Below are 5,151 nucleotides of genomic sequence, written 5' to 3'. Positions count from 1 at the left end.
ATGCTGCTACCATTTGTTATTTTCAAATTTGTACGTAATAGATAACAGAATTGACTTGAAAGTTTGCTTAGTAAATTTGAAAAACAAAATTAAATTATGAATAATTTAATTTCTGGGGATGAAAAACGAACCAGTCTTAAAAGAAGATATGTGTCCTCCTAAAACATAAACTATTTTAATTCTTTCATCCTTAAAAACTATTAGTCGTTACCTATTCTGTACAAATCATATTCCATGATTCAATAATTAATTAATGCTAAACTGAGGCCAGAAAGAATTTCTAGGCTGTACGAACGGAAAAGGACGAATTTAATTTTTGCATGTCTTTAGCTGTTATCCAAAGATTATCAAAACTAGCGATACTAGCAGTAATCAATAGCCATGTTTTTATATAAATGAGGTGAATAAATTGATCAAGAAGGAATATGTCAAAAAGCAGTTAATAAATAAAATCGATAAAATTAGTTTAGTGAGTGACAAGTATGAATATCAATTAACTGACGATGCTGATTTTGGTCATGATAACTACTATGAACGATATATAGATATTCAGGTCGTTAAAACAGGTGAAATGCTTGAGGCTATAAATGATGCCTACAATCACATTGATACAGAAGATGCTAAATCTTGGGACAAAAAATTAGATGAATTAGCAGCCAGGATTACTGAACGTATAAATACGTTTGAAGAATTAGAGTAATTAAAAAGTTTTCTTTGTGTACAGTTTTTAATCCTTACCCTTACCTCCTTATAAACATCACTTCTTTGCTTTAATCCATTGGATAGGACTACTGTAGTCTTGGGACAGTACAATTGGAATTTTCAGTATTATCTGTATGGCGGAAAATAACCTTAAGCTCCTGCTTCTCAGTTAATGGTATAATTGACTAAAAAGAGGCTAAATATGAATGAAAAAGAATTCTTGGTTTTTGTAAATCAAGAGAGTACCACTAATGTGACTGAAGCTACTTCTAAGTTTATATTGAATAAAATTTTTAAGTATTTTTGTAAAATTGTTAACGACTATTACGCTAGTTATGAAGGAGCGGAGCATACCTTGACTGCTTATCGCTCAAACCAATCTGTTTCCTTATCTTTAAAGGGGATCGTTCTCACATATTGTTACCATAATTCAGCAAAAATAATTACTTTAACATTCAATGGCATACAGCAAAACAAGTTTTATTATTTAGAGGGGAATTTTATTGATTCCAAAAATAATAAGAAAAAACTTGGAATTACCAATGTTGAGAGAAATTTAAATTTATTTGAAAAGGCAACTTTCTAATTAGTTATTGCTGCCAGATATTTTTATTATTGCTTCACATCAAACCAGATATTATAGAGTTGCTTTGTAAAAAGTGAGAGTGTGAAATAAGTCGATAAAATTCAAAGCTAGACGAAGAATTTTAGTTTATGGAACACTTTTATATGGAATTAATAAGGGAGCTAGCTCAAAATTTAACTTTTGAGTGGGTAGCTCCACTTGTGTTCACTATAGGTTAAATAGGTTAAATGAGCTCTCACAAAAATTGCCCAAAAACCAATTCAAATTATTATTACAGAATTGAGTAATTCCAATATATGGATAGACACTTATTTATCAGTCACTTTATCATTTGACTTAATCAAAGCGCCTTTTAAAACGTTTCCAATATTTCCTGTCATCAACTGCTCGATATATGGGAATATAACTTCCGAATTATCTAAAGTAAATGTTTTAAAAAAGATGGATGGTGTATGATCCACCACATAATGTAAGATACCATCAACTTTATACGTTGGGTGCTCTATAGTAGTTGGGACACTTGTTTCTATTGCCCCATTTCTATCACAACTTACATCAATAATGAGTGCGCCCTTTTTCATTCGTTTCAAATCCGTCTTATAGATTATATGGTCTTGTTCATCGCTATCCCACAAAACACAATTAACGATTACATCGAAATCAGCTAAATTAGATTTTAAAATATTCACTGTTCTTCTATTGTACTGTACTGCTTCAGCATTTAATGAATCAAGTGCCCTTAAAGCTCCTCTTGCAGTATTTCCTCTTCCAATTACCGCAACTTTAGTTTCACGCGGAAGTCTTCCATAACATTGAAAAGCATGAATGACAGCTGCTTCTCCAGCCAAAATATTGTTTTTCCAAAACACATGGCGCCCTTGATCAAACATCTTTTCCCATGCAAATATTCGCAGATTTAGCTTCAAAATATTTTTAGTTACATCATTATCTTGCATTGCATGAATCCAACCAAAGATTGTTTGACCACTTGATAAATTTTGGATATACTTTTCCTCGCCAATTTTTACACCACAGACTATCGCTTGCTTCAAAATATCGTCTCGTGAAGCAATGTGACAACCTAAATTACGATATTCATCGTCAGAGATACCAAAATTGTATCCATAACCCTTTTCAAAATATAATTCCTGAGGATATTTCATTTTTCTTATATCTCTTGGAATCAGAACTATCCTTTTCTCATTTTCCTTTGTACTTAGAGGGAAGCCAACAGATTTAATAATCATAATTTTCTCACCCATTTCTTTGCACTCACCGTATTATCTGGCAATTTTTCAGCCAAAATATACTTTGTGCTTTCGAACTTTATTGATGATTTCATTTTGTTCACCTCTATAAGTCAGCTTAACACACTTCCTGAATAATAAGTTGCACTCACACTTGTAACCTCTAAAACACATACTTGGGTTTCAAAAATAACAGTTAATTTTTCTAACTATTTTATAAACCTAGTGACTATATTCACAAAGACTATCCTATCAATTAGAAGTTATTTATTTCATACACAAAAACAGCCTCGCCTCCTAGAAGGAGACAAGGCCGCCTAAATTATATATTGCATTTGAGGCAGTAGCAAAAATAAAATTGTATTCTCCCCTATTCTACTATTTCTTAATAGACTGCCCCTTCATAATAATTAAATGAAGGTTTTGTAAAATCATAGTCCTTTAATTCGCTTAGCTTAATAAATATATCAGCCGTGCCAAATGTCATAAGATTAATGGGTTTACCCCATTCTTCATCTGGAACTGCAACCACAATGAATTTATTAATAGCCTTTGCATATCCTAACTCGACCCCGCAACCAATGTCTTCTTGAAGTGGGAGATATGTAAATAATACGACATCGGAACTTTTTATTCCTACAATATCCCCATTAAATGTTGCGATGGCCCATTCCTTATCATGAAGATATTCAGGATGTTCATCAACGCGAATATTTTTATATTGATGCTCCAGTGGAACATATGAATGCTCCACGTCTACACTTGGATTAACCTTTAAGGACTCCAGTGCAATATCATAAGATTTCTTTTGTGCAGAAGTAAACCACCCTGCTCCAAAATATACTGTCTTTGCCATTATCTATTCTCCTCTATAAAATTGTACATTTTTTTAAGACTATTTCCAATTTACCAAATTAAACTGTATCTGCATAGTCTATAAATTAAAGACTTTCAAAAAAAATACTGAACAAATAAAAAAAGAAACACTACTATATCAACGTTTCTGGATGAAAAATCGAAAAATAGACATAACAATATCAAAGGGTCTTGTATTAAGGAACTAGTATTGCTGGCAAAATATATTGCAAATCACTTGTAAAACAAGCATTAATTATTAGCCATTCTAAAAAATGATTCATTTTTTCTACATTGTGATATCATAAGGGTGAAAGGTCTGATTTCTGTGCATTTAATTGGCAAAAGTGGGAATATTTTGGCTCATGATCGTAATTACTTAATAGAATTGCTAGATGAAGATATAAAAATCCATGGCAGGTTTGAGTGCTGGTGCATTTTTAAAATTGTTGATGGTATCAAACTATATACTTCCTACATGAAAATTAAAGATTATCGAACTGAAAAAATTAGGCTTAATAATTGCCGTAAAAACGGAGAGTACTTCGAAAGTCTCGAATCTACCGATCTACTTAAGATATTGAAGAGACGAAATAGAATTGGGTAAAAGACAGATCTTCTTTCAATAAAATAGTCTTGCTTATAAACTGTTACTCAATTGAGTAGCAGTTTCTTAGTGTAAAAAATTAGATCCTTCAAGAACTATTTTTACTAAAATATAGATCACCAGCTAAAAGAAGTTCCAAAACATAGACAGTTATAAAAAAATAAAAAGAGAGTTTGTAAATTTTGTCAAATCTTGCCACAATTATCATCCCTTCATCCGTCTATACATTAATTGTAGTACTTTATTAGGAACATTATTTTTGCAGCAAGTCATCCTGAACGCAGTAAAAATTATCTATTCAGTCTTCATACTTAAAAATTCTTGGATTGAACTACGATCATCTTTCTTATCATATCGCTCTTCAAAATTATTATTAGTGTATTCTGTGATCACATTGCGCCAAAATGCTTGAGCTGGGTAATTGTTTTTAATTTGTAGCACTTGCCATTTTCCCGGAAATAAATCAAAAATAGCCTTTGCAGCTTTTTTGCCAATACCTTTGCCCGAAAAATAATGTAATACAAAAAATTGTTCGATAAAATTAGGTTGATCGTTATTAGCCTCTCTTACAAGTGCAAAACCCGCTATTTTATCATCTGCCAAAATAAAAAATGCATGGTAATAACTACCCTTCCAATAATCTATGAGATTGGCTAATTTAAATAATCCATCCGAGTTAACTTGAAGAGATGGAACATATGCACTAAACTCATATTCGTATAATTGGAATAGATTTTGCAACGTCTTTTCTTGTTCTTGCAAAACTTTCTTTAAAGTAACATTCATTGTTGTTCTCCTTTAATTTATATACTCGTTAATTTTAATAATTTCTTGATTAATTATGTACCTGCGACTAACTACACACATATTCCATCTTAAATAAAAAGTTTGGCAATAGCAAGTTTCCAAAAAAATATTGATGTCTAAAAAGACGTATTGTGATACTGTAAAAATAAAACGTCTGGTTTCTATACGTTTAATTGACTAAAGTAGTAATGCATTGGCTAATAAGAACTACCAAAATATTTCAAAAAAGATGGTCCTAGCGATATTTATATCGTGAAACATAAGTTTTCGAAAATTATAATTATTTTAAATTTCTCTGGTAATATTGGTGACTGCTTTGATTATTTTTCTGACACAGCTTAATCATT

General features: G+C 31.2%; 5 protein-coding genes. 2 read left to right on the top strand and 3 right to left on the bottom strand.

Translation table 11 applies throughout. The features are described from left to right. Positions 1-409: 409 nt before the first annotated feature. Both GSM_RS02745 and GSM_RS02740 read left to right on the top strand, forming a co-directional pair. Entirely contained in the window at positions 410-700 is a 291-nt protein-coding gene (locus tag GSM_RS02745; protein WP_003690706.1) for a hypothetical protein, read from the top strand. 204 nt (positions 701-904) lie between these two features. Beyond that, positions 905-1,288, top strand: coding sequence for a hypothetical protein (locus tag GSM_RS02740; RefSeq protein WP_003690705.1), 384 nt, complete (start codon positions 905-907; stop codon positions 1,286-1,288). A 308-nt stretch (positions 1,289-1,596) separates the two neighbouring features. Here the strand turns inward: GSM_RS02740 and GSM_RS02735 are convergent, their stop codons facing one another. The 3 genes from GSM_RS02735 to GSM_RS02715 all read right to left on the bottom strand — a co-directional run bounded on the left by GSM_RS02735 (position 1,597) and on the right by GSM_RS02715 (position 4,783). After that, on the bottom strand, positions 1,597-2,550 hold the full coding sequence (locus GSM_RS02735) for a N(5)-(carboxyethyl)ornithine synthase (protein WP_235720332.1): 954 nt from the start codon (positions 2,548-2,550) through the stop codon (positions 1,597-1,599). 370 nt (positions 2,551-2,920) lie between these two features. Beyond that, positions 2,921-3,391 (bottom strand): nucleoside 2-deoxyribosyltransferase, encoded by a 471-nt coding sequence (locus GSM_RS02725; RefSeq protein ID WP_003690701.1) that lies wholly within the window; start codon positions 3,389-3,391, stop codon positions 2,921-2,923. Positions 3,392-4,291: 900 nt separating this feature from the next. Beyond that, positions 4,292-4,783 carry a GNAT family N-acetyltransferase gene (locus tag GSM_RS02715; protein WP_003690697.1) on the bottom strand — a complete coding sequence of 164 codons (492 nt, stop codon included), beginning with the start codon at positions 4,781-4,783 and terminating at the stop codon, positions 4,292-4,294. Between the last annotated feature and the right edge of the window lie 368 nt (positions 4,784-5,151).

It is taken from the genome of Liquorilactobacillus mali KCTC 3596 = DSM 20444, from assembly GCF_000260415.1.
GTDB classification, from domain to species: Bacteria; Bacillota; Bacilli; order Lactobacillales; family Lactobacillaceae; genus Liquorilactobacillus; species Liquorilactobacillus mali.
The sequence above is the reverse complement of the archived record's forward strand: the minus strand, read 5'-3'. Positions and strand labels throughout refer to the sequence as shown.

What these genes read in the sequence shown, in the direction of transcription:
- GSM_RS02740 (WP_003690705.1), top strand. Translation starts at nt 905, where the DNA reads ATGAATGAAAAAGAATTCTTGGTTTTTGTAAATCAAGAGAGTACCACT.
- GSM_RS02735 (WP_235720332.1), bottom strand. Translation starts at nt 2,550, where the DNA reads ATGGGTGAGAAAATTATGATTATTAAATCTGTTGGCTTCCCTCTAAGT.
- GSM_RS02725 (WP_003690701.1), bottom strand. Translation starts at nt 3,391, where the DNA reads ATGGCAAAGACAGTATATTTTGGAGCAGGGTGGTTTACTTCTGCACAA.
- GSM_RS02715 (WP_003690697.1), bottom strand. Translation starts at nt 4,783, where the DNA reads ATGAATGTTACTTTAAAGAAAGTTTTGCAAGAACAAGAAAAGACGTTG.